The organism is Methylobacterium sp. B1 (assembly GCF_000333255.1).
Classification (GTDB): domain Bacteria; phylum Pseudomonadota; class Alphaproteobacteria; order Rhizobiales; family Beijerinckiaceae; genus Methylobacterium; species Methylobacterium fujisawaense.
The window spans coordinates 1-23,968 of the sequence record NZ_BACT01000080.1 but is presented as its reverse complement, the minus strand read 5'-3'; the positions used below and the strand labels follow the sequence as shown (position 1 = coordinate 23,968).

28 protein-coding genes and 1 pseudogene are annotated in these 23,968 nt (G+C 68.2%); 12 read left to right on the top strand and 17 right to left on the bottom strand.

From position 1 onward, the window contains the following. Nucleotides 1-90 precede the first annotated feature (90 nt). Nucleotides 91-366 carry a BrnT family toxin gene (locus tag I53_RS02255; RefSeq protein ID WP_043346161.1) on the top strand — a complete coding sequence of 92 codons (276 nt, stop codon included), beginning with the start codon at nt 91-93 and terminating at the stop codon, nt 364-366. Further along, nucleotides 353-673: a BrnA antitoxin family protein gene (locus I53_RS02250; protein WP_051044622.1), complete on the top strand. Its 321-nt coding sequence runs from the start codon at nt 353-355 to the stop codon at nt 671-673. Before I53_RS02255 ends, I53_RS02250 begins: the two co-directional genes overlap by 14 nt. 19 nt (nt 674-692) lie before the next feature. Here I53_RS02250 and I53_RS02245 read toward each other — a convergent pair whose 3' ends face one another. From I53_RS02245 to I53_RS34795, 11 genes are all read right to left on the bottom strand, one after another. Further along, on the bottom strand, nt 693-1,778 hold the full coding sequence (locus I53_RS02245; protein ID WP_043346159.1) for a minor capsid protein: 1,086 nt from the start codon (nt 1,776-1,778) through the stop codon (nt 693-695). Between the two features lie 3 nt (nt 1,779-1,781). Next, nucleotides 1,782-3,359: a DUF4055 domain-containing protein gene (locus I53_RS02240; protein ID WP_051044620.1), complete on the bottom strand. Its 1,578-nt coding sequence runs from the start codon at nt 3,357-3,359 to the stop codon at nt 1,782-1,784. 43 nt (nt 3,360-3,402) lie between these two features. Continuing rightward, nucleotides 3,403-4,719 carry a terminase large subunit domain-containing protein gene (locus I53_RS02235; protein ID WP_043346158.1) on the bottom strand — a complete coding sequence of 439 codons (1,317 nt, stop codon included), beginning with the start codon at nt 4,717-4,719 and terminating at the stop codon, nt 3,403-3,405. Further along, on the bottom strand, nt 4,716-5,075 hold the full coding sequence (locus I53_RS02230) for a hypothetical protein (protein WP_051044619.1): 360 nt from the start codon (nt 5,073-5,075) through the stop codon (nt 4,716-4,718). Before I53_RS02230 ends, I53_RS02235 begins: the two co-directional genes overlap by 4 nt. 197 nt (nt 5,076-5,272) lie before the next feature. Further along, entirely contained in the window at nt 5,273-5,815 is a 543-nt protein-coding gene (locus I53_RS02225) for a transcription termination/antitermination NusG family protein (protein ID WP_286009564.1), read from the bottom strand. A gap of 420 nt (nt 5,816-6,235) precedes the next feature. Next, entirely contained in the window at nt 6,236-7,351 is a 1,116-nt protein-coding gene (locus I53_RS30280; protein WP_051044618.1) for a DUF1376 domain-containing protein, read from the bottom strand. Further along, nucleotides 7,348-8,811 carry a DnaB-like helicase C-terminal domain-containing protein gene (locus tag I53_RS02210; RefSeq protein ID WP_043346154.1) on the bottom strand — a complete coding sequence of 488 codons (1,464 nt, stop codon included), beginning with the start codon at nt 8,809-8,811 and terminating at the stop codon, nt 7,348-7,350. Before I53_RS02210 ends, I53_RS30280 begins: the two co-directional genes overlap by 4 nt. Continuing rightward, nucleotides 8,808-9,041 (bottom strand): hypothetical protein, encoded by a 234-nt coding sequence (locus I53_RS02205; protein ID WP_043346152.1) that lies wholly within the window; start codon nt 9,039-9,041, stop codon nt 8,808-8,810. The genes I53_RS02210 and I53_RS02205 overlap by 4 nt, the downstream gene beginning before the upstream one ends. A gap of 4 nt (nt 9,042-9,045) precedes the next feature. After that, nucleotides 9,046-9,678 carry an MT-A70 family methyltransferase gene (locus tag I53_RS02200; protein ID WP_083935942.1) on the bottom strand — a complete coding sequence of 211 codons (633 nt, stop codon included), beginning with the start codon at nt 9,676-9,678 and terminating at the stop codon, nt 9,046-9,048. A gap of 47 nt (nt 9,679-9,725) precedes the next feature. After that, on the bottom strand, nt 9,726-10,085 hold the full coding sequence (locus tag I53_RS30275) for a hypothetical protein (protein ID WP_187294294.1): 360 nt from the start codon (nt 10,083-10,085) through the stop codon (nt 9,726-9,728). Between the two features lie 505 nt (nt 10,086-10,590). Then, complete coding sequence (locus I53_RS34795; RefSeq protein WP_246410730.1) at nt 10,591-10,740, bottom strand: hypothetical protein; 150 nt, start codon at nt 10,738-10,740, stop codon at nt 10,591-10,593. 175 nt (nt 10,741-10,915) lie between these two features. Here I53_RS34795 and I53_RS02185 point away from each other — a divergent pair, with 175 nt between their 5' ends. Continuing rightward, nucleotides 10,916-11,524: a S24 family peptidase gene (locus I53_RS02185; protein ID WP_043346147.1), complete on the top strand. Its 609-nt coding sequence runs from the start codon at nt 10,916-10,918 to the stop codon at nt 11,522-11,524. Here the strand turns inward: I53_RS02185 and I53_RS32935 are convergent. After that, the gene (locus I53_RS32935; RefSeq protein ID WP_148291051.1) at nt 11,521-11,769 is read right to left on the bottom strand and encodes a hypothetical protein; all 249 of its coding nucleotides are present in this window, start codon (nt 11,767-11,769) and stop codon (nt 11,521-11,523) included. The genes I53_RS02185 and I53_RS32935 overlap by 4 nt on opposite strands. 253 nt (nt 11,770-12,022) lie before the next feature. Between I53_RS32935 and I53_RS02180 the strand changes: the two genes are divergently transcribed. From I53_RS02180 to I53_RS02160, 5 genes are read left to right on the top strand one after another with little or no spacing between them, the layout of a single operon-like run. Further along, nucleotides 12,023-12,259 carry a hypothetical protein gene (locus I53_RS02180; RefSeq protein WP_043346145.1) on the top strand — a complete coding sequence of 79 codons (237 nt, stop codon included), beginning with the start codon at nt 12,023-12,025 and terminating at the stop codon, nt 12,257-12,259. Between the two features lie 2 nt (nt 12,260-12,261). Further along, nucleotides 12,262-12,750, top strand: coding sequence for a hypothetical protein (locus tag I53_RS34790; protein WP_083935941.1), 489 nt, complete (start codon nt 12,262-12,264; stop codon nt 12,748-12,750). Nucleotides 12,751-12,781: 31 nt separating this feature from the next. Beyond that, nucleotides 12,782-13,579 carry an ERF family protein gene (locus I53_RS30270; RefSeq protein ID WP_187294293.1) on the top strand — a complete coding sequence of 266 codons (798 nt, stop codon included), beginning with the start codon at nt 12,782-12,784 and terminating at the stop codon, nt 13,577-13,579. Nucleotide 13,580: 1 nt separating this feature from the next. Further along, a complete protein-coding gene (locus I53_RS02165) occupies nt 13,581-14,216 on the top strand; it encodes a lambda exonuclease family protein (RefSeq protein ID WP_051044615.1) in 636 nt (211 codons plus the stop codon). After that, entirely contained in the window at nt 14,213-15,157 is a 945-nt protein-coding gene (locus I53_RS02160) for a hypothetical protein (protein WP_051044614.1), read from the top strand. Before I53_RS02165 ends, I53_RS02160 begins: the two co-directional genes overlap by 4 nt. Before the next feature lie 5 nt (nt 15,158-15,162). Here I53_RS02160 and I53_RS02155 read toward each other — a convergent pair whose 3' ends face one another. After that, nucleotides 15,163-15,621, bottom strand: a complete 459-nt coding sequence (locus I53_RS02155) for a hypothetical protein (protein WP_043346143.1) — start codon at nt 15,619-15,621, stop codon at nt 15,163-15,165. Nucleotides 15,622-15,754: 133 nt separating this feature from the next. Between I53_RS02155 and I53_RS02150 the strand changes: the two genes are divergently transcribed. Next, entirely contained in the window at nt 15,755-16,123 is a 369-nt protein-coding gene (locus I53_RS02150; protein WP_043346141.1) for a hypothetical protein, read from the top strand. After that, on the top strand, nt 16,116-16,334 hold the full coding sequence (locus I53_RS02145; protein ID WP_043346139.1) for a helix-turn-helix domain-containing protein: 219 nt from the start codon (nt 16,116-16,118) through the stop codon (nt 16,332-16,334). The genes I53_RS02150 and I53_RS02145 overlap by 8 nt, the downstream gene beginning before the upstream one ends. On the opposite strand, the gene I53_RS02140 is transcribed toward I53_RS02145, so the two are convergent. The 4 genes from I53_RS02140 to I53_RS02125 all read right to left on the bottom strand — a co-directional run bounded on the left by I53_RS02140 (nt 16,256) and on the right by I53_RS02125 (nt 22,728). Further along, nucleotides 16,256-17,479: a site-specific integrase gene (locus tag I53_RS02140; RefSeq protein WP_043346137.1), complete on the bottom strand. Its 1,224-nt coding sequence runs from the start codon at nt 17,477-17,479 to the stop codon at nt 16,256-16,258. The two genes, I53_RS02145 and I53_RS02140, sit on opposite strands and share 79 nt — an antisense overlap. A gap of 571 nt (nt 17,480-18,050) precedes the next feature. Then, complete coding sequence (locus tag I53_RS02135) at nt 18,051-18,704, bottom strand: ABC transporter ATP-binding protein (RefSeq protein ID WP_043346135.1); 654 nt, start codon at nt 18,702-18,704, stop codon at nt 18,051-18,053. Between the two features lie 527 nt (nt 18,705-19,231). Then, nucleotides 19,232-20,902 (bottom strand): EAL domain-containing protein, encoded by a 1,671-nt coding sequence (locus I53_RS02130; RefSeq protein WP_043346134.1) that lies wholly within the window; start codon nt 20,900-20,902, stop codon nt 19,232-19,234. Beyond that, on the bottom strand, nt 20,899-22,728 hold the full coding sequence (locus tag I53_RS02125) for an ATP-binding protein (RefSeq protein WP_043346187.1): 1,830 nt from the start codon (nt 22,726-22,728) through the stop codon (nt 20,899-20,901). Before I53_RS02125 ends, I53_RS02130 begins: the two co-directional genes overlap by 4 nt. Before the next feature lie 669 nt (nt 22,729-23,397). On the opposite strand from I53_RS02125, the gene I53_RS02115 reads away from it, so the two are divergent. Then, a complete protein-coding gene (locus I53_RS02115; RefSeq protein WP_043346132.1) occupies nt 23,398-23,640 on the top strand; it encodes a hypothetical protein in 243 nt (80 codons plus the stop codon). Nucleotides 23,641-23,675: 35 nt separating this feature from the next. Next, nucleotides 23,676-23,864, top strand: a pseudogene (locus tag I53_RS02110) (hypothetical protein); the annotation flags it as partial. Nucleotides 23,865-23,968: the final 104 nt, after the last annotated feature.

Here is a 23,968-nt window from a genome sequence, read left to right as displayed (position 1 = left end):
TGGCGCCGTGTGCTGCGCGTACGAGCGGCCGACCACAGCAGTATATACGAAAACCTTGCGCGCCCTACCGTTTCGGCATATACAGAAACAATGCGGTTCACCTACGACGAACCGAAGCGGTTGGCGAACCTCGCCAAGCACGGCTTCGATTTCGCGGAGTTCGAGGAGGCGTTCGATTTCGACCGTTTCGCCACTCAGGTGACCCAGCCCAGCCGGACCGGCCGCGACCGTCTGAAACTGATCGGCACGTGGTACGGCGAGACCGTCGTCGTGGTGATCGTCTCTCCGCTTGGGTCGGAGGCGGTGAGCATCGTCAGCGTCCGCCGGGCCGACCGCAACGAGAGGGCCTTCTATGACCGACTCTGACCCCAAGCCCGGCTACGTGCCGAATCCGCACTACACCCATGAGGATTGGGACGCGGTCTCCGACAATCCTCCGCTGACCGCCGAAGACCTCGCGCAATTCAGGCCCGGTACGGAGGGCATGCCCCCCGAAATGGCGGCGGCCTTCAAGAGCCGAGGCGGCCGGCCGAAGTCGGCGGTGAAGCGCGTCCCGATCTCGCTGCGGGTCGAGCCCGAGGTGCTGGAAGCCTTCAGAGCCACGGGTCCGGGGTGGCAGAGCCGGATGAACGAAGCCCTGGCCGAGGCGGCTCGAAAGCTCAAGGCCGCCTGACCCATCCCAGGGCGAGGGCCTACGCTGCGAGCCCTGCCCTCCGGAAAGCCCCGGCCTCGCGCCGCCGCAGCTCGTCGAGCGTGTAGGCGTGGCCGGAGCGGTCGACGAACCGGTCGATCGTCAGTCCGCCTTTGCGGAACAGCAGCCCCTTCGCCTTGCCGAGCACCTCGTCCTGAAACGCGGCCGGCTGCTTCGCCAGCCACCCGCCGTAGGTCAGGCCGGCCGGCACCTGTCCGTCCATGCTGGCCCGCGTCCCGGCATCTACCTCATCGAGGTCGAGGCCCAGCTCCCGGAACGACCTCGTCACCGGGGTCGTCGTGCTCCGGCAGTTCCAATGCGCCGGCGGGCGCGGCCCCTGGCCGGGCTCGTAGACCTTGCCGTCCCGGGCCCGGCACACCGGCGTCGTCCGGCTATCCAGAACCGAGACCCAGCGCACGCCCGAGATCAGGTCGGCGTTGCGCTGGTAGACCGCCTCGGAGGCTCCGGAGGCGATGTGGGTCACCGCGGTCCGGACCACGGCCTCGGCGTCACGCCGCGCGATCTCCAGCACCCCGTCCTTATAGCCAAGCGCCTGGGTGCCACGGACCCGGCGGACGATCTGGTCGACGGTCTCGCCCTCGACCATGCCGATGCGGATTGCATCGTGGACCTTCTGCGTCCGGCCCTGCTCCAGACCCTGGGCCCAGTCCCGCAGCAGACGGCCCTGGAACGGCCGCTTCATCACGATGGCCTGGAGTTGCTCGGCGGTCGGCTGGACGATGTCGAGACGCACCGGCACGTGCTCGGTCAGGATGCGCGTCTGGTACGCGGCCTCGTAGGCGGCGAGATCCAGCCCCTCGCGCAGCAGCACCGCCTGGATCCGCGCGTAAACATCGGCGTTCAGCGCCCGGATTGCGTCGAGCAGGCCCTTCAGCCGCTCGGTCGTGAATTCGGTGTCGAAGGTCCCCGGAGCGACGCCGTCGAGGCGGGTGCGGATCTGCTCCACGAGATCGGCGTCGGTTCGATTCAGCAGCGCGAGGATTCGGCGCAGGATGCCGGTGCCGAGGCGCTGCAGGCCGACGGCGTGGCTGACCTGGGCGTCGAGGATCGCGTCGTTCACCGCCACGGATCAGGCCGCCTTGTCGGTGGTTGCGTCGTCCAGCGCGCGGCCGCCGTTGCGATCGATGCCGCTTGGTCCTTCGGCCCCGATCTGGTCTTCCTCTTCCTCGTAGGTCTTCGCGGTGAAGCCCTTGCGAGCGAGCCAGTCGTGGATGCTCGCCCAGGACAGCGGCAGGCCCATGCTCTTCGCCTGGGTGATCTGCAGAATATCGGCGCCTGTGATCGGCGAGCCGGCGAAGTCGAGGTTGGGGGTGATCTTCACCTCGTCCGGGTTCGCCCCGATCCAGATCGCGGCCATCTTCAGGATCCGCTCGAGGCCCTGCGCGCCAGCCAGCGCCACGCTCGACAGCGTAGCGGTGCGAGCGGCCACCCGGATCTCCAAGGCGTCGCCCGATTCCGCACCACCGGACCGGTCGCCGATGATCTGCGCGCCCATCTCGGCCGCAGCGCGCTTGTCGTCCTCGATCGCCTGCCGCATGGCCGACAGGCCGGCCGCCGACACCCCGATGAACTTGGCGTCGCCGCCGAGGTCGAGGTCGATGCGGCCGTTGGCGCCCAGCAGGATCGGCCGGCCCCGCACGACCTCGCCCGGCTCCGCATAGGCGCTGGCCTGCTTGGCGCCGATCGTGACCAGGGTCTCCTGGCCCTGCATGAACAAAGCGTGCCGGTAATCGGCCTCGCCGCGGTAGATCGCCAGCGCCATGGAGGCGACCCGCAGGAGCGGCGGCGCGTCGGGGGCCCATTGCAGGTCCTTCGCGCCGATCGTGACGAACGGGATCTCGGGCAGGCCGTTGCCGGCGATCTGCGGAGCCTTGAACGGCAGGTCGGCCGCGTCGTCGGTGTCGGTCACCGCGGCGGCGACGTAGCCCGAGGCGGGCAGCCCCACAGCGTCCGCCGCGCTCTGCCGCACGAACGGCGTGGCCGCGTTCCCGAGCACGAGGTAGCGCTGCTGATGCCGGTAGCTCAGATCATCCTGTAGCTGGTCGCCGCTCTCGTCGAGGACGGCGAACAGCAACCGGCCGGGCGACGCGTCCCGATCCACGCCCCAGTTCAGGATGCTCTCGGCCGTGTAGGTCGACAGGAACGGCAGCGCCTCGGGCCCGAGCTCGCCGCGGACATCGAGCAGGAGGCCGATCCGGCCGGTGAGCAGCTGCTCCTCGTTGATCCGCCGCAGCAGCGTCGCGAGGCCTTCGCGGTCCTGCGTGCAGTCATCCCGCAGCGGCTCCAGCTTCTCCGGCAGCGCGATCGTCGGCGGCTTCCGGTGCATGATGCCGATCAGCGCCTCGGCCGAGGCGGCGACCAGGGGATGGAACACCGCGCGGCAGCAATAGGCGTCGTACTGGGCTTGGCCCTCGCTGGGGCAGGCTGCGCCCGCGACCGCTTCTACCTGCCCGTCCGAACGTTCCCGCCCGATCAGGGCGGTGCCGCTCGCGCCGTCGAGGAAGCCCGCCGCGATCATGCCGGAGGTCGCCGGCAGATACTCCGTGCCGGCCGCCTTCACTTGGCGCTCGCCGGCGTGGGTGTCGCGGACGACCTTCCAGTCCGGGGCCGCCGCGGCGTATTTCGGATGCTGCGACGAGAGCGGCATCAGGGATGATCGGTCTCGTCGCGCATCGGCCGCCCCTCGGTGCTCAGTACAGTCCGATCGTGCGGCCTGTGCGCGCCTCGCCGCCGATCGCAACCGGGAAGACGGCCGCCACCATGTAGCCGAGCGCGTCGCTGATATGGCTCAGCGCCGGGTCGGCCCGCTTGTCGATCTCACCGGAGCCGCCCGTGAGCAGCCGGACGCCCTCGAAGTCCTTCACGACGTGCGGCGCCCGGGCGGGATCGACCATCAGGCGGACCGTGCCGTCGCCGGCTTTGAGCCGGGTGTTCACAGCGTTGATCCGGACGCGCACCGACGGGTTGGCTGCCGGCACCTCGAAGAACAGCCGCTCGCCGAACGTGGGCGCCAGCTCGCGCCGGATCAGATCCCAATCCGAGCCCGCCACCTTGGCCGAGCCGCGCGCGCCTCCTGAGGCGTCTCCGAAGCACACCACGCGTCCCGCATGCCGGCCCCAGTCCTGGACGATCCTCCGGCACACCGCGGGGGTGTTCGAGTTCCGCGGGATGTGCACCTCGCCGATGATTCCGGTGCCGTCCTGGCCGTTCGGCAGGCGTTGCTCCTGGGCGATCGCCGCGACGCCCGGATCGACGTTGAAGTCGAAGCAGAGCGCGAGCGGCCGTGCAGGATCGTAGGCGAGGCGGGCACAGTGCGTCGCCTCGGCGAACGGGTAGTAGGCGCGCCCCTCGAAGTTGACGAAGCTCGCCTCGTATTCCTGGGCGAAGGTCAGCGGGTCGAGGTCCCGGCGCGCGGAGGCGACCTCCTCGGGCGGCAGGATGTCGGCGGATGGCCACGTGAACCCGTCCCACTCGGGATCGTCCCGTGCGATCGCCCGCTTCCACATCGCGTAGTAGTGGTTGCGGCCCTCGGGGACGCCGATCAGCCAGCACCAGCCGCGGCGATCCGAGAGCGCGGGACGGATGTTCTCGGGCCACGCGCCCGGCTTGACGTTGGCGACCTCGTCGATGATCCCGCCGTTCCAGGATCGCCCTTCCATGCGCTGCGGCTTGTCGAGGCCGATGACCCAGATTTCAGTACCGGTGACGAGGCGGACCATCAGCTCGCCGTCCCGCGTATCCAGGACGATCCAGGGCGGCAGGAAGGCCTTCAGGTCCTGCCAGAAGATTGCCTTGGCCTGGTCACGAGTCGGCGCCGCCAGGAAGAACCGGGCGTCGGCGTAGCGGGTCTCGCGCATCGCCGCGCGGATCAGGAAGCGCTTCGCCCGCTCGGTCTTGCCGGAGCGCCGACCGGCCGGGACGACGCAGAATCGGGTTCCGGCGGTGATCAGCCGCCGCTGCTCGGGATGCGGCCGCAGTGGGTACCAGCGCGGGGTCAGGAGGCTCACTCCGCCTCCTCGACGGCATCGGCCGCAGCGACGGCCTCGCGGATCTTGCGGGCCGTGTCGCCGGCGGTCTCGCCACCCTGTGCGGCCACGGGAGCCAGACGGGGGTGCATGTACGGCGCGGCGTCCCGCGCGGCGTTCAGGGCCCGCGTCATGGCATCGGCGAGGATCGCGGGTCTGGCATCCGCGCCCTTGTCCATTTCCGACCGGGCGAGCGTATGCTGGAAGCGCATCACGTCGAGCATGACGTCGAGGGGCGTCAGCCCGGTCGCGCTCGCGCGTTCGGCGACCGCCCGCGTTCGCTGCGTGGCGGCCCCTGGCTTACGGCCGGCCCCCGCGCGCCTTCCGCCGCGGGCCATGTTGAATTCCTATGATTGATATCAAACGCGACGGGCAGCGTGCCGAACACGCAATCGCCGCTGTCCATGTCGCGCGTGGGCAGATCGTCCCGACGCTGACACGTGATCCGGTAGTTCCGGCAGGCGCACCCTCCAACGAGCGCAGCTCACGATCCGGCCGTCCACGCGCGGCATAGGTTCAGATCCGTGCGTTGAAGTCAAGCAGCCACGGGATCGCCAAGTTGATCAGGTGTGAATTCGACCGGCGTAGCACGGCCGAAGATGCTGACGTCCGCGCGCACGATCCCGTTGCTCAGGATATCCTGAACCTCGGCGAAAAACGACATGAACGGGCCATTCAAGATCCTGCGCATCTCGCCGACCTGCAATAGCGCGGCCTCTTGCCTCCGCTTCGCCCGGTCCGTCTCGTCGACGCCCGCGATCCGATCGGACAGGGCCTGCAGGACGGAGCCGGGGATCTCCAGCGGCGCGCGCTGGCCGAGCACGTCGATGACGTGCCGGCTGTCGAACAGCGGCTCGGTCCAGCGCCTCCCGTGGCGCTGCCTGTCGAGCCCGACGAACAGGTACGAGGCGAAGAAGATTGCCTGGGTGTCGACCTTGCGGCCGCGTCGGACCACGGTGACGCGGTACCGCGGCAGCCACCAGTCCATGGCCAGACCCTCGAACTCCTCGGCCGCCATGGTTTCGTGGAGCGGCAGGGTGTGGACGACGAACCACGAGAGACTCTGATCGAGGACCACGTGTTCGGCTCGGATCCGGGATCCGTTCGTGCCGCGCTTCTTGCCCACGCTATGCCCTCCTCGTGCTCGTCTCGGCCAGTTCCAGTGGCGGTTCGGTCGCGTGGTCTTCCCCGTCCGGAACCCGGGGCGAGGTGTCGAAGAGTCTGGCGAGATGCACCGCGCACCAACTTGTCGGCTTGCCGGCACGCAACGCCGTCGGCTCGCCACAGAACCGGTGCTGCTCTGGCCGGGCGCCGTGCGGCGTGCACGCGAACCGGCACTGGCCGTTCCGCAGGGCTGCGATCGGCCAGGCGCCAGCCGCGAACGTCTCGGCCGACGCCGGCTGGGGCGCGACCGGAGCCGGCTTCGTCCGCCGACGGGCAGCGGATGGCCTGCGCAGCTTGGCCGCTGCGGTGGCCGCGCACTTTTCGGCCCGAGCCATCAAGCGGCCTCGCCGATCAGCAACCGCGGCGGAATCCGACATCCGGGCTGGCCCGGCGGCGGACCGAACAGCGATTCCGACCACGTCGCCGGGTTCTCGCGGAATCGGGCGATCCAGGTCCGCAGATCGGCCTCGGGCCAGCGCAGGCCGCCGGGCAGATCGATCATCTCGTCGGGCGGCACCGGGGCCGGCGGCACGGCGGAGAGGCCCTGCGCGGCGCGGCTCCGGCGCTGGGCGGCGACGCACTCGGCGACCGCGTTGGCCAGCAGCGCCCAGGTCCGGATCGGCACGCGGCGACTGACCGCAAGGTCGAGGATCGCCGGGATGATTTCCCGCTCGAGGTCGAGGCCGTCCGCCTCCAGCCGCGCCATCGGACCGACGACGGGGTCCAGGCACCAGCCTGGGGGCAGGGCGGTCCGGCACCGGTGCTCGACTCGGTCGAAGTTCGCCCGGTTGTTCCAGGGCGGCGCGCCGTCCGCGCGGGGTACAGGATCACAGGCGGCCGCCGGTATATCTTTCTTCTTCCCTTCTTCTTCCCCTTCCCTTGGTGAACGTAACGGTCCGCGCGTGGCGACCGTGACGGTATCGTCACGTCGATCGTCGCGTGGGTCGTGACGTTGATCGTGACGACCATCGTTACGGTCGGCGGTTTCGTTGAGAAGATTGGGTTTCTCGCCGCCGGGCGGGGTCTTCTCGGGATCACCTTTGCGCTGACGGGCCCGCGTGGCCGCGGCGGTCCGCTCGCGCCGCGCGTCCTTCGCCTCTGCGGCGCGCAGCACGTCCTCGCACAGGACCCGGTGATAGTAGCGGCCGTCCGCGCACAGGACGAAGCCGCGCAGGGCCATCGCCCGCACCCTCTTCCAGCGCGGGCCCGCCCCCGAGAAGGCGGCGAGCAGCCGGTCGTCGTCGGGCAGCGAGCCCGCCGGGCGCTGGCGCCAGGCGTGGCACCACAGAGCGACCGCGGCCTTGAACTCGTCGCCGGTCGAGAGTGCCCACAGCTCGGAATGGAACAGCCGATCCGTGTGCAGCAGGAAGCCGTGGATCCCGTCCACATCGATGTCGGCCGGCACCAGCGGATCGGGCAGTGGCGTGGACGCGTCGGAATGCTGGCTCATAGCGGGCCTCGTGCGGTCTGGGCGATGGCGGAGGCGGCCACGTCGCACCACAGGTCGAGCGTGGGGCAGGGGCCGGAGCGGTTCTTGGCGAGGATGAGCTCGAGGGCGTTCTGCCGCTCGATCAGGCGCGCACCGATCTCGGGATCGCCGCCGGAGGCCTTCAGCTTGCGCTCCAGGTAGTAGGCCTCGCGGTAGAGCATCAGCACCGCGTCGGCGTCCTGCTCGATCTCGCCGGAATCGCGCAGGTCCGCGAGGTTCGGGCGGCGGTCCGCCCGGTCCTTGGCCTCGACGGCGCGGTTGAGCTGCGTCAGCAGCACCACGCAGATGTCCTCGGCCTTGGCGAGCTGCTTCAACCCGCCGGTGATCTCGCCGATCTCCAGCACCCGGTTGCCCTGATACCGGTCCGAGACCTTGATGAACTTCAGATAGTCGATGAACACGACGCCCAGCGGGATCCCGTGCCGGGTGAGGCGCCGCTTCTCGAGCTTCACCGCCGCGGCGATCTGCGCGAGGCTGACGGTGGGCTCGCAGGTCAAGGTGAGGTGCAGGCGCTCGAACCGCCGCATCGCCTCGTCGAGCCGCCACATCTCTTCCTCGTCGAGATCGACGGCGGCCATGATCCGGCCGAACGGCAGCGGGCGGTTGTGCCGGTAGGACAGGTCGGCGAGGTAGCGGGCCATCTGCTGGTCCCGCGTCACCTCGCACTGGAAGGCGAGCACGCCGGCCGTGCGGGCGGCGAGGCGGCTGAGCGTCGTCATCGCCACGGTCTTGCCCATGCCGGGACGCCCGGCGAGGATCCAGAGCTGGCCGCGCTGGAACCCGCCGTTGGTGGCGCGGTCGAGGTCTGGCAGGCCCGTCGAGATCGCGGTGGAGCGGAGGAGCCCGGAGCGTAGGCCGCCGATCCGCTCGCGCATCCAGGCGGCGGACTGCGCCGCGCTCTGTGCCGTCGAGCCCAGGCCGGGCTCGGCGTCGACGAGGTCGAGCAGGCGGGATTCGGTGATCTCGATCAGGTCCCGGGGTGCCTGCTCGACCGGGGCCTCGTAGGCGCCGTTCACCAACTCCTCGCCGATGGTGATCAGCCGGCGGCGCACGGCGAGATCGTGGATCGTGCGGGCGTAGGCGCTCGCATTGATCACCGTGGTCGCGTCGGAGGCGAGCCGCGCGAGGTACTGAATGACCGTCTGACCGCCGAAATCGGCATCGCCCAGATAGGTCTTCAGGGTGATGGGCGTGGCGACCGTGCCGGCCCGGATCAGCGATCCCGCCACCATGAAGATCTTGCGGTGGGCCTCCTCCATGAAGTGCTCGGGCAGGAGGAAGTCCGCGACCCGGTGGTAGGCGTCGTTGTTGACCAGGATCGCACCCAGCAGCGCCTGCTCGGCATCGATGTTGTGCGGCGGTACCCGATATTCCGGCCGTACCGTCTCAAGGCGTGCGGTGATGGCGTTCGGGAGGTTCATGCCGCGCGCCTCCGGATTTTCGCTGGCAGCATGGCTTCCGGCAGGATCACGGCGCCCTGGACGAGCCGGGCGGGCAGTTCCGTGCCGTCGGGATGGAAGCTACGGCCGGGCTCGGGCGGTCGGCCCGGCACGCCATGGCAGACCAGGCCGTGGCGCTCGGCGAGCGTCAGCACGGTCTCGCGGCTGCCGCGGCCGAGGATCGCGCCGTCGCGAAGGAGAGCCCAGCGCATCGGCCTACTCCGCGGCCGCGAGGGTGGGCGCGGGATCGAACTTCGTCGCCTCGTCGCCCCAGGCGCACCAGCCGGGCCGGCTCTCCCGCGCGAACAGCTCCAGGTACGGTCCCGGGATCCGCGCCTCGATTTCCCGATGCAGGTTCGGCGGCTTGCGGGAATGCTCGCGCCGCGGCTCGATCCAGACGCCCGAGAAGGGGCGACCCTTGATGCTATGGGGCCGCCCGGCCTTGAGGATCGCCACGTACTCGGCGGCGCCGATCACCTCGAAGCCAGTGCCGCGTGAGACTGATGAGGCGTAGACGAAGAGCCCGCTCTCGCTGGGCCACAGCTTGATCCACGGAATGGCCGACGAGTAACGTAGCTTCCACGCCTTCGCGATCTCCGGGATCCGGTGCAGCAGGGGCGCGGTGATCCAGAGGAAGACCCGGCCACCGTCAGGATGAAGCAAACCGCGCACCGGTAGCGCCTGGACCTCGGCGAGGCTCATCCGCCGGTAATGCTGCGGACGGCTGCGCGTACCACCGGAGAACCGCCAGGGCGGATCGATCACAACGGCTTGGAAATGGCTCCGTGGGAGGCCAGCGAAGTTAAGGGCCCCCTCGTCGCATGGGCCGACGCTCGGCTCTTCGGCCATCGCCAGTTCTCAGGTCGCGCGGGAACGCCCCGCGTGGGCGGGGCCCCTCAGCCCGGGAAGCGAGCCGAATCGGCAGGCACGACGACGGTGTCGATCGAGGCGGGCGGCAGGCTCGACGGCGATAGCTTCGGGATCAACGGCGCAAGCGCGAATGGACCTCCCGGATCGCGGCCAGACCAAACCGGCCCAGAGATCGCAGCAGCTTCACGAACCGCACGTCGCGCCTCCTCTCGTGCCGTCGTCGCGGCCTCCAGCCGCTCGCTCGCCGCGTCGAGTCTGGCGCAGAGCGTATTGATGTTGAGCCAGTCGTGGAGGCCGACCGTGACGTCGGTCGCGCGCCCGATCACCTTGCGCACCCAGGAGGGCGAACGACCGAGGCGTTCGCCGACATCGTCGTAGGCCGCCATCAGCGACCCCGTGAGATCCTTCCGGTCCAGTACGAGCCGCAGCAGCGGATCCCGCGCGACCTCGTTGGCCTGCTCTACCGTCACCATGCGACGCGATCCCGAATTTGACCGCATACGATCAGCCCTCCGTGCAAGATCATCGGCGGGGCCGGGGCGCGGCGGGAAAGTGGGAGACGACAAACGCGGTGAAGGACGGCGGCGGCACCTCGGTCGCGAAGCGGCCAGCGAGACGGCCGGGGTGCCTGAGATGAGCCGGGGTGTGACCCGACGAATGGCGCAATTCGGGCATCGCGAGCGCGCGCACCCCGGCACAACCGGACGGCATCGATGCGCCGATTCGTGACAGGATCCGGGCCGGGGCGGCGCCCAGGACGAGAGCCGGAACCGACATCCACGTCCTGTGCGGGTCTAGGCGCGATGTCCGGCCGCCCAAGTTCGTCGCAGCCGCGTCGCAGGGCGCGGCGCGGCCGGTGCGGATCGCGCGCTACGGAAAGGCCGGACGCCATCACGCGGCCTCCGACTTGAGGAGGGCGGTGCGCTCCCGCGGCAGATGAACCCGCACCAGAACATCGTTGTCGATCGCGATCTCTCGGGTGCAGGCGTACGCCACGATGCGTGGCCAGTAGACGACCGGAATGGATCCACGCTGACGCATGTCGCTGCCCCGGGCGCCCGGATTTCTCGTGAATCCGCAGACGCGTCCGAAAGCCGTCGAGCCCCCAAGCGCATCGATTATGTCGGACACGGTCTTCATCGCGAAGCAAGAACTACGCTCAATGCGTAGCAGATGTCAACGCACATTGCGTAACGCATTATGCGAAGCGCTAGGCATGGAGACGATCGCCGAACGCCTGCAGCACCTTCGCAAGAAGGCCGGCTTCGCCACGGCCACCGAGGCGGCTCGCGCCTTCGGATGGAAGGTCCCAACCTACCTCGGACACGAAAACGGGGACCGGAACCCGAGCCGTGAAACGGCAAAGCGGTATGCCACCGCGTACAAGGCACGATGGGAGTGGATCCTGGAGGGCAGCCCTAGGCTCGACGCTCCGAAGGACGAGACCGTGCCGATCGTCGGCGATGTGGGCGCCGGCGCGCGCGTCTTCTTCAGCGGCGAGCCGCAAGGCGGCTATGATCGCGCACCGCGGCCGCCAGGATCGTCCCCCAACACGGTCGCGGCGCGGGTGAGGGGCGATTCGATGCCCGGCGTCGCCGAGGATGATTGGCTGATCTACTACGATGAGCGGGTCCGCGGCCTGCCAGACGTCTGGATCGGCCAGCTCTGCGTCGTTTGGGTCAACGACGAACAGATCTACGTGAAGAAGGTCTACCGCGGACGCGACGGAGGTAGCTTTCTCCTTGTTTCTACAAGCGGGTCGGCCCCGCTGGAGGTCGAAGAGATCGAGTGGTCGGCCAAGGTGGCCTGGATCAAGCCCCGCTAGTAGGCATCGATCTCCGGCACATCGCCGATCCGGGCAAGAACCGTGGGTGAGGAAAACTCGCTCGCACTGATCGCGCCGGGCCTCGAATAGGCAAGAGCTCCGGCCGCTCTTTTCTCGCGCACGAGGCGCTCAGCCAAGCGTTTAGCACCGTCAGGACTAGAGCACTGCCGAATTCCGGCGGTCGACAGAACACCGCGGTCCCCGCGATCAAAGAGTTGCACGACATAATCCTGGACGTGGGACATTGCCGCCTCCAACGTTTGCTTGCGTCATCTGTCTGCCTCAGATTTCAGAACATAACAAGAACTTCTGCGACGTTGGATCTCCTTGCAGGAACGCCTGGCATTTTGAAGCGCAGGGAAGGTGCGCCTGTGGACAACGCGTCTCGCAGAGCCGCGATGACCGGGTCGTTTCAACTACGCATAATGCGTTGACGAAGATCACGCATTATGCGTAGCTATCTCCATAGCCTGACCGCGAGTCGATGGAGCCGACGCCATGCATCCAAGCCTCGAGCATCGTCAGTCCCTGGATCCAACGGCCTTCCCCACCGACCGCTGGATCATTCCCCTCGACGGCGCCTGGGCCGTCCGCAGCGCCTTCGGAATCGAGGCCGAGGGCTTCGACTGCACCGCCGCTGCCCGTCACTGGATCGAGGAGCGCGAGGCCGAGGAGGCCGACGAGCTGGCGGCGCTCGCCGATTTCGAGGCCGACCAGATCGGCGAGGCTGCCTGACCATGGACGGCCAGCCGCTTGACCACCTGAACGGCGAAGAGGGCCGCGACCGTCGGGCCGCGCAAGCTGCGATCATCGCCAACCAGCAGGCGGCCCGTCGCTTCGCCCTCCAGATCGCGCCCGCCGAACGCCTGCCCCGCGAGGAGCGCCTGCGCTCTTGCGCCGGTCTCCGGGGAAGTCCCGCCATGCCCCTATCAGCCTGGCGCGGCCGTTCCGGCCGTCGCTACGTCGTGCGGATCCTGCCCGTCCCGGTGGTCGATGCCGAAGACCTCTGCGACGCGGTGGTGATTCAGGTGAGCCGGGACGGCTCCGGCCTCGCCGAGATCCGCGGCGTCGCGATCGTCGGGGACCGTGCCGCGGCCCGCGCCTTCGCGGCCAGTCTGCCGCCAGCCGTGACCGAACTGCACGCGCACCGGCTGGCCGAGACCGATGCCGACCGCGCCGCCGTCCTGGCCGATCTCGGCACCGTCACGACCGGGCGGCGCCGGTAACCGCCCGCAGCGAGAGAGGAGAGAGCAGCCGGTGAGTCAGCCGCAGATGCAGATCGTCGCCACCGAGGCGACGTCCCAGGCCGTGACAGCGGCCTCGCCAACCGAGGGCGCCACGGTCCTCTCGATCATCGAGCGGATGGCGCGCGATCCGAACGTCGATCCCGACCGGGTCGAACGGTTCCTGGTCATGGCCCGGGAGGATCGGGCCGAGCGCGCCCGGGTGGCCTTCATCGCCGCCATGGCGGCCTGTCAGGCCGAGCTGCCGCGCGTCTTTCGCGATGCCCGGAACACGCATTCCGGCGCCCCCTACGCGCGCTTGGAGACGATCGCGCGGGCCACGCAGCCGGTCATCGCCCGGCACGGCTTCTCGCTCTCGTTCGACACCGAGGCGTCACCGATCCAGGGGCATCTGCGGGTGAAATGCACCTGCGCCCACGAGGCCGGGCACGAGCGCGCCTACCACCTCGACCTGCCGCCCGACACGGCGGGCGCACAGGGGAAGGCCAACAAGACGCCCATCCAGGGCATCGGGTCGGCGATCACCTACGCGCGCCGCTATCTCGTCCTGCAGGTCTTCAACATCGCCCTGACCAACGATCCGGACGACACCGACGGGGCGCCCGCGGCGGACGCGTCCGAGGACGTGATCTCAGACTCCCAGGCCGAAACGCTGCGGAATCTGCTCACCGAGCACGGGATCGCCCCGGCGAAGTTCCTGCGCGTTTTCAACGTCGAGAGCGTGCCCGATCTTCCGGCCGATCTCTACGGCGAGGCCCTGGCCGCCATCGAGCGCGCCGTCGCCCGGCGTGCCCAGCCGGAGGGCCGCTGACATGGCCGAGATGATCCAGGGCACCGCCGAATGGTTGGACGCGCGCTGCGGCAAGGTCACGGCCTCGCGCGTCGCCGACGTGCTGGCGGTCAAGCGCGACGGTAAACCAACCGCGGATCGCGAGCGCTATCTGATGGAGCTCGTCGGCGAGCGGCTGACGGGCCTCGCGACGCAGCACTACCTCACCGCCGCGATGATCGAGGGCTCGGAGCGGGAACCGCAGGCCTGCGACGCCTACGAGTTCCTGTACGGGGTCGACACCGTGAAGGTCGGATTTGTCGACCATCCGACGATCGCGATGGCCGGGGCGAGCCCGGATCGCCTCGTCGGTGGCGACGGCCTCGTCGAGTTTAAGTGCCCGACGCTGCGCACCCACTTGGAGACGCTGCTCGCTGGGGAAATCCCGGAGGATCACCGGCCGCAGATGCGCTGGCAGATGGCCTGCACGGGCCGGGTGTGGTGCGACTTCGCCACCTGGCATCCGAGCGTGCCGCCGGCTCTGCGGCTGTGGGTGAAGCGGCTGCACCGGGACGAGGCTCAGATCGCGAGGGACGAAGAGGCCGTGCGCGGCTTCCTCGGCGAAGTCCAGGCGCGTGTGTCGCGGCTTCTAGCCATCGGTTTCGCAGAGGCGGCGTGAACGTGCCTCGTCTCCGCGTCCTCTCGCTCGGCGCCGGCGTTCAGTCGACGACACTCGCGCTGATGGCGGCACACGGCGAGATCGGCCCGATGCCTGACTGCGCTATTTTCGCCGACACCGGATGGGAGCCGCCGAGGGTCTACGAGCACCTGCGCTGGCTCGCGTCCGGGAATGTCCTCCCCTTCCCTGTGCACGTCATCTCGGCCGGCAATCTGCGCGAGGACCTGATCCGCCGCGGCAGCGTCCGCGCCGGCCGCTTTGTCACCGTACCGTTCTTCCTCCGCCGGATCATTGCGGCTGGAACCGTGGTCCCGGTCTACGAGGGCGGAGACGATGGTCTTTTCGATGAAGACGAAGAGGCCGAGGCGAAAGTCGTCGGCTATCGGACCCTGGCGCAGGATGAGGTCCGGGATGGTATTGGCCGCCGGCAGTGCACGTCGCACTACAAGATCGAGCCGATTCAGCGGAAGGTTCGTGAGTTGCTCGGCTACGGCCCGCGCGATGTGGTCCCAGCAGGTGCCGTCGAGCAATGGATCGGTATCTCGCAGGATGAGGTGATCCGGGCCACGCCGTCGAAGGTCCGCTACGTCACCAAGCGGTTCCCGCTGCTCGAAAGGCGGATGCGCCGCGGCGATTGCCTGAACTGGCTCGACCGCAACGGCTACCCGCGGCCGCCCAAGTCATCGTGCGAGGGCTGCCCGTTTCACGATCCGGACCAGTGGCGCGAGATCATGGCCGATCCGGCGCGTAGGGCGGACGTGGTTGAGGTCGACCGTGCGATCCGGGACGGCGTCTATCGTGACGATCCGCGCGGTATGCGGTCCGAGCAGTTCATGCACCGGCAGCGCATTCCCATTGAGCAGGTCGATTTCTCGCAGCCGGCCTCGGGGGCGCAGGCTGACCTTTTCCAGCACGAGTGCGAGGGGATGTGCGGGGTATGATGTGTTCAGGTCACCCGCGAGAGTGGCAGATTGTATGTGGTCAGGCGGTTGCCTGCAGCTGCGACTGCTTTCGGCGTGAAACGATCAGGGTTCTCGAGGATGAGGTACTCGAAGAGGTAATCCGAGAGCCCCGCATCCACGAGGCGACGGAAGCCCTCAGATGGCTTGCTCGATGCGGCGATATCGTCGAGCGTCTGCACGACTCCGACCCGCTTCACCTTCTCCCGCGTGCGAGCTGCCCGCGACGTGCGGCCATTTTCCTTCGTCAACAGCTCTTCGAAGACGGAGATGATTTCCCAGAAGCGTCTCTCGACGGGATCCGCGAAACGCCGCCCCTCAAGCTCGGAAATCCGACGGATGCAGGCGGTGACCAGATCCTGAACGTTCAAGCGCTCGGCACTAGCCATCAGTCCGCGGACCTTCTCCACGTCATCGAGGTTTCGGGGATCAACCGGCCAAGCCATTCGAAGCCTCTCCACAACTCTGGAGAGGATATGTCAAAGAGCCTTACTTCTAGGTTGCGGCCTAGCAGGGGCCGCAGGCCTTCAGGTGTCGTCCTGCACAGCATCGAGCCCAGCAGCATGTCGGAGGTTCGCCATGGCTGAACGTGTTCTCCACCTGCTGCTCTGGACCAAGTACGAGGTGCTGGGCGTGGCCGAACTGCAGAGAGCTCTTACCCCCGTCAAGGAAGGCAGCAAGCTCGCGATCTACCGGGGCGACGACGGCAAGCTCTGGGCTAAGGACCTGGGCGATTCCCACGACGGGCGGTTCACGCCAATCACCCCTGCACCCGACCCGGAGCGTATCGCCCGGATCCTTGAAGGCGCGGCCAAGAAGGCGGAGACGGACGTGGTCTGGCACCCATCGGACGAGCGCGCCGTCGAGCAGGCTCGACGCGCGGCCACTTACCGCCGCTTCGCCGCCGCCTTGCGCGAAGTGGAGACTCGGAAGGCGCGCCATGGGTGAGCCAATCCAGCCCCTGGCCTACAGGCCGAAGGATGCGGCGGCCGTGCTCGGCGTGTCCCGCTCGACGATCTACCAGATGATCGCCGACGGCCAGATCGTCGCCCGGAAACTCGGAGCCGCGACCCTGATCCCTCACGCCGAGCTGGCGCGCGTGCTCGACGGTGCGGCCTTGTCCGCCGCCACGAAAGCCGCCCAGGCGTCCATCAAGTGACGGCGTTTCTCCAAGACGTCGCCGCGGCGGTAGGCGCGCTCGGTCTCGTCGCCGACGAGGTGCGCGAGTGCAGCCTCGGCCAGCTCGCCGGGGAAGTCGGTCTCCTCGGTCACCCAATCCCGGAACGATGATCGGAATCCGTGGACGGTGAAGCCGTTGGGGTCGGCCCCGCGCAGGAACATGGCCAGCGCCATGTCCGAGAGCGGCGTACCCGCCCGCGACGGGAAGACGAGATCCGAAGGCCCTGCACCGTCGGGCCGTACCGAAGCTAGGATCGCGAGCGCCGGCGCTGAAAGCGGCACCCGGTGCGGCCGGCCGGCCTTCATGCGCTCGGCCGGGACCGTCCAGAGCGCCGTGGCCATATCGACCTCGCCCCAGGTCAGCCCGCGGGTCTCGCCGGACCGGGCAGCCGTCAGGATCGTGAGGCGCAGCGCGAGCGAGGAGAAGCTCGTGCGCCCGGCCGAGACCGCTGCGTAGAAGGCCGGCACCTCGGCGTAGGGCATGGCCTTATGGTGGCCGCGCGTCAGCTTGCGCGATCGAGGCAGCAGCACGTCGAGGTGGCCGCGCCAGCGGGCCGGATTCTCGCCGGACCGGTGACCGCTGACCCTGGCCGCGTCCAGCACACGCTCGATGCGGCCGCGGATCCGGCGTGCCGTCTCGGCCTTCTCGTGCCACATGGGCCGGAGCACCGCGAGTACGTCGTCGGTGCCGATGTCGGACACCGGCATGCGCCAGAGGCTCGCGGCCTGGACCTCCAGGGTCTGGCGCCATTGCGCGCGGTGCGCGGCGTTCCGCCAGGTCCGTTCCCGATCGGCCATGTAGTTTTCCGCCACTTCGGCGAACGTCACGGGGGCCGGTGGGCGGAGTGGCGCGATCGCCGCAGCCCTGGCTTCGATCGGGTCGATGCCTTCGGCGATCTGCGCCCGGGCCGCCGCAGCGAGCTCGCGCGCCCGGGCCAGCGAGACCGCGCTCACCGAGCCGAGCCCCATCTCGCGGCGGCGGCCGGGCATCCGATACAACATCACCCAGCGCTTCGATCCACTGGGTTCGATCACGAGGTAGAGGCCACCGCCGTCAGCGTGCCGGCCAGGCTCGCTCAGCGCCTGGACCTTGCGAGCCGAAAGGCGGTTGATCTCGCGCGCCATCTACCCCACCAGCCACCCCACCATTCGACGCCGATTGCGGCGGATCGGGCCGGACGCCGATGGAATTTATTCCCGCCAACGCCCTATGATTGCAAGGGAAAATCGACGGCGCTGGACGCTGGTGGATCGAACTTCGGCAGACACCCCTTCCGCCAGCGGGTTTCGGTTGTGGCGGCCAACGCATTCCCCGGGGAGGGGCGGTACCGTCATCGGATCGAGGCGCAGACCGGGATCGAGGGCGTACGAAAAGGCCGCTTCCGGTTGGAATGCGGTCGTCTCCGATCGAGGCGCTGGTTCCGGGGGGCGGCACCGCGCGCGTCGATGTGGCGACAGACGGCGATGCGTCCGCGCAGGGTCGAGATTTCGACCACGTCCAGACGAGTCGCGCCGGCAAGCTGCAGAAAGGCGGGCGATGATCGGCCTCTTGGCCCCTGTGTGCTTGCCCAGATCGGATGGCTTGGTGCTGCTGCTTTTTGTCAGCAGCAAAATGATCTCGGATAACGGATTTCCAGCACCGAGCCTGTTGAATTTAAAAATCTATGCGCCGGCCGATCATAGTCTGCGCTGAAACTCAGGCATTGAGTCGTCTGTAGACCTCAATCGCGTCGTTGATGTCCTCGTAGACGATTGCCCGCCCGTTCAGCAGCACGATGCCTTGGGTGCACCACTCGCGGAGCTGCTCCATCGAGTGGGAAATCATGATGATGTCGGCATTCTTGCGACGGGCGGAGAAGACTTCGTCACACCGCTTGGAGAAGCGCGCGTCGCCGACCGAGGTGAGCTCGTCGATCAGGTAGGTCTCGAACGGGATTGCCATACTCATGCCGAAGGCGAGCCGTGCGCCCATGCCCGATGAGTAGGTGTAGATCGGCTGCTCCAGATAGCTCCCGAGTTCCGAGAAATCCTCCACGAAATCAAGCACCTTCCGCGGATCCTCGCCGTAGATCCGGGCTACGAACATGACGTTGTCGCGGCCGGTCATCTTGGGATGGAATCCGCCCGCGAAGCCGAGCGGCCACGACACACGCCGGCCTCTATAGACCTTGCCTTTGGTCGGTTCCTCGGTGCCCGCCAGGATCCGCATCGTCGTCGACTTGCCGGCACCGTTGATGCCGAGGATGCCGTAACAGATACCTTGCTTGAGGGTGAAGGATGCCCGGTCCAGGACGATTCGCGGCGCGCCGTTGGCGCGGTAGATTTTCGTGACGTTCTCGAATCGGATCACGGGACTGCTCGTACGGCACAGCGGCCTGATGGTCTTTGGCTCGGAGGTAGAGCACCGGAAGGTGGCCAAACTGGGAATGACGGCGGTCGGGTCAAGCCGTTGGCGATCCCCCCGGGGCCGCCCCGATCGGCAGCGGTCATTCGGATCTGCGCCCGGTGTCTGGGCCGCTCTCTTGGGGACCGCGTGCGGCAGCGTGGGCCGTTCGGATGCCTCCAGAGGACAAAAGGCCCTGGCTCGGCCGGCGCCGAGGCCTGCGCGCCGGAACCTGGCGCACAGGCCGCCTCAGCCTGCTTCAGCGACGGCCCTGCCGACGCGGTCCGTGGGGGTAGCCGGGGAGAGGCGATCGGAATCGCCGCTGGCCAGGTGACGATCCGCCGGATGAAGATTCCGGCCGTCGGCGTGAACGCGGGGCGATCATGCCCCTCAAGCCGCGCCGGAATCCGTCTCGCGACGGAGCCGGGTCATTCCAGTCTGTCCCGGCAGCGTTCTGCCACCGTGAGAGGATGGCCTCCGCGGCCTGTGGCCTTTTACGCCCGCCGCAGCAGACTGGGCATCCGCAACTCCGAGGCGCGGCTGCGCGGCGAAGGATGGCGTGATCCGGACAGGCGCGGCTCCACCTGACCGATCTGATCGAGCAGGAGCGGGCGAGCGAAGTAATAGCCCTGCGCGCAGCGGATCTGCGTCGCCCCGAGAAGGTAGGCGACCTCCTCGTAGGTCTCGACGCCTTCGGCCACCACCGACATGCCGAGCGCCGCGCCGAGCGACTCGATCGCCTTCAGGACGATCTGGCTGCGCGGTCGCTTGTCGATGTCGGTGATGAAGGAGCGATCGATTTTCAACTCGTCAGCGGTGATGTCCGCCAAGGCCGACAGCGACGAGTAGCCGACGCCGAAATCGTCGATCGAGACCCGCGCTCCGATCGCCCGGATCCGCGGGAGCACGTCGCGCTGGAAGCGGCCTGCCGTGAAGAAGGCCTCCTCGGTCAGTTCCAAGACGAAGCGCTCCGCGAGCCCGGTCTCGCCGAGGGAGGCACAGAAGGCGGTCATGAAGGGCACATCGCAGGCCTGCTTCGCGGCGATGTTTAGGCTCACGGTGACGTCCGGGCCAAACACCTCATCGATATCGGGCATCGACCGAACGGTCTCGGCCAGGACTTGGAGCGTGATCTCGTTGATCAGGCCGAGCTCGATGGCGAGGGCGATGAAATCGCCCGGCGCCTGGATCATGCCGAGTTCGTCCCGCCAGCGCAGAAGCACCTCGACGCCGGTGACGGCATGGGTGCGCATGTCGACCTTCGGCTGAAAGGCGCAGCAGAAGCAGCGGTCGCGGATCGCCAGCCGGAGCCGCTGCTCCACAGCCATCCGGGCCGTCGCCGCCTGGCTCATCGCGTCGTCGAACAGGCTGACGCCGCCCTTCAACTCGCCCTTTACCCGGTACATGGCGTTGTCGGCCTGCCGGGCGAGGACCTCATAGGTGTCGCCGTGGTCCGGGAACAGGCTCACGCCGATGGAGGCGGAGGCGAAGATCTCGTGCCCGTCGATGAAGAACGGCTGCTTGAGCCGCTCCGAGATGGCGCGCACGGCTGCCAGCGCGTCGTCCGGATCGAGGACGGGATCGAGCAAGAGCACGAACTCGTCGCCGCCGATGCGGGCCAGCAGGTCGCTCGGGCGCAACGTCGCGCGGATCCGGTCGGACATCTTGCGCAGCAGGGCGTCGCCCGCGGCGTGACTGTAATAGTCGTTGATGTGCTTGAAGTTATCGAGATCGATAAAGGCCAGGGCAAAACGGTCCCCGGGTCGTGAACCGGCCAGGACCTCGCCGATGCTTTGCTCGAACATCGTCCGGTTGGGAAGCCCGGTCAGGGCGTCGATGAAGGCCTTGGTGATCAGCTCCCGCTGAATCCTGTGATGACGCGTGACATCGGTGACCGTGGTGAGCGTGAAGCTGCCGTGATCCTCCGTGACCGGGTGGGTGCGCACCTCGACGACACGATCGCCGATGGCCTCGACATGCGCGGCCTCCCGAGACGAGCCCGCCGCGGCGGCGAGCGCGTGGACGGCCCTGTCGCCGAGAGCGCGCGCGGCGGCATTGGCCAGGGTGCAGCCTCCGTGCTCGTCGAAGACCACGACGCCCACGGGGAGCGTCTGGATCACGGCTTCGAGCAGGGTCTGAGGCGTCGGGGAAGTCGGGGCGCTCATACTCCGCCCTGCTGCCAGAGCGGCGTGGCAGCGTGTGGTCCGGCCTGCGAGACGGTGTCGCCGGCCTCGAGGGGACGGCGGAGCAGCCGGCGATGCACGTGATCGAGCGCTGCGCCCTGAGCCCCCTCCGGACCCGTCTCGCGTCCGAGGCGCACGGCGCCGATCGGATCGTGGTCTTGGCCGCCGACCTTGTTCATGGTCGCGCCCCGCCACCGCTCCACGACGGCACCGATGAAGCCGGCGCCGGCGACCGCCGCGCCGTCCCCCGCCGCGGCGCCGCTCGTGTCGTTGCGCGGCTGGCGGATCGACGGGAGGCGCCGGAACGTCATCCGGACCGGGATCGGAACGCCTTCACCGAAGGCAATGACCTCGCCCGTCCCGAGCGACGGGATGAAGGTGAGCAGGTTGCTGGCGTCCGATACCGCTGCGGCCAGGAAGGCCTGATCGCGCGCGTTCGTCATCCGCATGGCGAACAGGGTGCTGCATTGCGACATGATGGTCGCGTCGAGTTCGGCCGGACGCTGCGTGACCAAGCCCAGATGGACGCCATGTTTCCGGCCCTCGCGGGCGATCCGCGACAGGGCGCGGCGGGTCGGCGTGAAGCCGACGGAGCGATCGGCCGAGGCGAAGCGATGCGCCTCCTCGCACACGAACAGCAGCGGGATCGCGCCCTCGCTCCAGATGCCGAACTCGAACGCCAGGCGGGACAGGACGCAGACGACGGCGTCCACCACCTCGCTCGGCAGGCCGGCGAGCTGCATGATCGTCATCGGCCGCCCATCCGGATCGAGGCGGAACAGGTGCGCCAGGATCTCGCCCATCATGTCGCCGCCGACATTGGCGTTGTCGAACATGAAGCCGTGCCGCGGATCGTTCCGGATCGCCTCGATCCGCGTGATCAGACGGTGATAGTGCATCCGGGAGACGCGATTCTCCAGCCGGCCCATCCGCTCGTCGATGAGGGCAATCAGGTCCTGGAGCACGTAGGGCACGGGCGTGTCGATCGTGTAGCCGCCGGCCTTGCCGAGTGTCCGCTTCACGATCTGCCGGTCGCTCGCCTCCTTGTACTGGGCGTACTTGCTCTTCGCGAGCGGGATGACTTCGGCGAGGATCTCGATCTCCTCGTCCACGGCTGGACGCCCGCCGTAGATCACGTCGGCGATCTCTTCGAGGTTGAACAGCCAGAACGGCAGCTTGAGCGTCCGTGGATTGATCACGCTCGCGCGGTCGCCGAAGCTGGCGGCGTATTCATTGTGTACGTCCAGCAGGAAGATGCGCACTGCCGGCTTGGCGCGCATCACCTCGTCCAAGATGATGGTCACGCCGCTCGACTTGCCGACCCCCGTGGCGCCGAGAACGGCGAAGTGCTTGGAGAGAAGGTCGTCGAGTTTGATGCAGGCGGGGGTTTCGGGGTCTTGGTAGAGCGCCCCGACGGCCGCCGTGTTGGCCACAGACACTTGGTGGACGATTCGCAGTTCGGAGGGGGACAGCAGCTCGACCGTGTCGCCGATCGCCGGGTAGCAGGTCACGCCCCGGCAGAATCCAGGCACCCCGTTCGTCTCGATGATCTGGCCGAGCAGGTCGAGGCTCGCAAAGGCCCCGGGTTCTCGCCCGCGCTCGTGGGCCGAGGCCAACGTCGTGACGATGCCCACGAGGATGGCCCCGCCCGCACGGATCCGGACCAGATTGCCCACCGTGACCCTCACGCTCGGTCGCCCGTTCCGGAGCCCGAGCTCAAGATGAACCTTCGACCCCTCGATGGAAGTCACAGACCCCATCTGCGACGCGGACTCGTCGTCCCGGAACGTCCCGTCGCCGCTCAGCATCATCCGCGCCCTGCTCTGAAACAGAATCGACACGATACTGCAGGGTGGTCATTAAAGTTCTGACAAAGGAATTCCCGCAAAAGCGTAATGCTTAACCGATGCTTTTCGTCTCAGTATTATCGCCCAGGTTGCGTGCGTCCTGTGCATCGGCTCGGGGTACGGGCGGCCGCCACCCTTCGCGATCTCGGTGTCTCAGGGATTCCGGGTATTGGACGCAGCCTGAAAGCCGGCCACCTCACCGAGAGTACAGAATCGGACGGTGCGGTCGATCGCGGATGTCGGGCGCGCAGCTAGGCGGCCTGCCCGTCGCCGAAATGCTCACGCATCCAGCACTCGCCGGAAATGCGGGCTCCGTTCCGCGTTACGAAGGCGTAGGGCGACTTTTCGACGACCGTGCCGCCGTGGCTGCGGATGATCCATCGGAAGCACCGGGGATCGTCCCTGCACGGGACGATTTCGACCGTATGGGAGTGCATTGTTTCGATCGACATAGAGCAGTAACGCCGCAGCGCAGCAATCCGCTCCATGCGACGATCGCGGAGGGTTACCGAACCGTGCGGGCCCGCACGCGATTTGCGCCGTCTTGCCGCGTCAGACCATATCGCGCCGCGATCCGGGCCGAACCCGTCGACCGGATGCTACACCGGCACCGAGCAACAGGAAGTCTGCATGCCGATCAAGGCCATCAATGACCGCAAGAAGCTGTCCAGCGATTTCAACGAGGCCAATGACGCCTTCATCGACGAGGTGCTGAACGCGCTCCAGGGCGGACGCATTCCCCTCGATCTCGCCCGCGCCTATCTCGCGCATCCCGTGGCAATGATGCACACCGACGGGGCGCAGGCCGTCGCCAACTACTTCGAGCGCATGCTGGCCCAGCGACCGAATATCGACTGGACGCCGGGGAGTTGATGACGGTGTCGCTGAGTCGAGGAGAGGACGCGCGGATGACCATCGAAGAGATCGAGGAGCTGAACCGGGCCCGCGCCGCGCTGGCGCGCCAGCGGAATGCCATCGCCCGGCGCCTGGGCGGTCTCGACGTGGCGCCGATCTCCATGGCGGAGGATCTGACCCGGACGCTGCTCGCCATCGAAGCCGTGGATCGGGCCCTGGTCGATGCGGGCCAGCCCCATATGGACATCGGCCCCAGGGCGGGAGGCCTACCGACTCCGGCGCGTCAGCCCTCGCGGAGCCTTGCGCCGAACTCCCGGGCGGGCGTACAGGCTCGGGTGCTCTGAGG